General features: G+C 38.8%; 2 protein-coding genes. Both read left to right on the forward strand.

All coding sequences use genetic code 11. From position 1 onward, the window contains the following. A partial coding sequence (locus tag ACWD1Z_RS37455; RefSeq protein ID WP_451125383.1) for a type I restriction-modification system subunit M occupies window positions 1-1,092 on the forward strand: 1,092 nt, incomplete at its 5' end. Beyond that, on the forward strand, window positions 1,082-1,648 hold a 567-nt coding region (locus ACWD1Z_RS37460; RefSeq protein ID WP_451125384.1), incomplete at its 3' end, for a restriction endonuclease subunit S. The genes ACWD1Z_RS37455 and ACWD1Z_RS37460, both read left to right, overlap by 11 nt.

Here is a 1,648-nt window from a genome sequence, read left to right on the forward strand (position 1 = left end):
GGCGATGTGATTGGGGACGCTTATGAGTATTTAATTGGGATGTTTGCGGAAGGTGCGGGTAAAAAAGCAGGCGAGTTTTATACCCCACAAGCTGTTTCACGCATCATGTCAGAGATCACTTCAATCGGCCAAGAATCTCGAGCACCTTTTCATATCTATGACCCTGCGATGGGTTCAGGTTCTTTGATGCTTAATATTCGTCGCTATCTCATCAATCCAAATCAAGTGCACTATCATGGACAAGAGTTAAATACAACGACCTTTAACTTGGCACGTATGAACTTAATTCTTCATGGGGTGGATAAAGAACGCATGAACCTGAATAACGGAGATACTTTAGATGCCGATTGGCCCTCAGAAGAGCCTTATCAGTTTGATTCCGTAGTCATGAATCCACCTTATTCTGCAAAATGGTCAGCGGCAGATCAGTTTCTCTCTGACCCTCGTTTTGAGCGTTTTGGAAAATTAGCGCCTAAATCTAAAGCTGACTTTGCCTTTCTCCTTCACGGTTTTTACCATTTGAAAGAATCGGGAACAATGGGAATTGTCCTTCCGCATGGCGTGCTCTTTAGAGGAGCCGCAGAAGGAACCATTCGTCAAGCCCTTTTAGAAATGGGAGCCATTGATGCGGTCATTGGCTTGCCGGCCAATATTTTTTTTGGAACGAGTATTCCGACAACGGTTATTATTTTGAAGAAAAACCGCTCTCATCGTGATGTCTTATTTATCGATGCTTCTCAAGATTTTGAAAAACAAAAAAATAAAAATGTCCTGTTGGATGAACATATTGATAAAATTGTTTCTATCTACAAAAAACGAGAAGATATTGAAAGATATGCTCATGTTGCAAGTTTTGATGAGATCCAAGAAAATGACTTTAACTTAAATATCCCTCGTTATGTCGATACCTTTGAGGAAGAGGAACCGGTTGATTTGGTTGCAGTAAATACCAATCTCCTTAAGGTCAATGAAGAATTAGTTCAACAAGAGCAAGTGCTCTTATCGTTGATTGACGATTTTTCAGAAAGTGAAGAGAATCAAGCCTTAATTGATTCGATGCGTCTTCTTTTGAGAGGTGGGCATGATGAGTAAAAAGAGTCCACAATTAAGGTTTGAAGGTTTTACGGATGATTGGGAAGAGCGTAAGTTCTCAAATTTAGCTGAAGTAAGACGGGGCTTAACATATAAGCCATCCGATGTCCAAAAATATGGTATTAGGGTTCTTCGTTCTTCCAATATTGCAGAAGATACTTTTTTAATTAAATCGGACGATGTCTTTGTAAATAAAGAGGCAGTTAAAATTGACAAAGTGAAAAATGGGGATATTCTTATCACTTCTGCAAATGGATCTAGCCGTTTAGTTGGTAAGCATGCTTTGATTGAAGGGATTGAAAATGATACTGTTCATGGTGGATTTATGCTTGTCGCAAGGGCTGAAAAACCGGAATTTGTAAATGCTATTATGAGTTCTTCATGGTATAGTAAATTTATAAACATTTTTGTTTCTGGTGGGAATGGGGCAATTGGTAATCTAAGTAAATCAGATCTCGAAGATCAAAAGGTTTATGTTCCTAGTGAAATAGAACAAACTAAAATAGGATTATTCTTTAAGGGGCTCGACGATACTATCGCTCTTCATCAGCGTAAG

It is taken from the genome of Streptomyces sp. NPDC002784 (genome assembly GCF_053592135.1).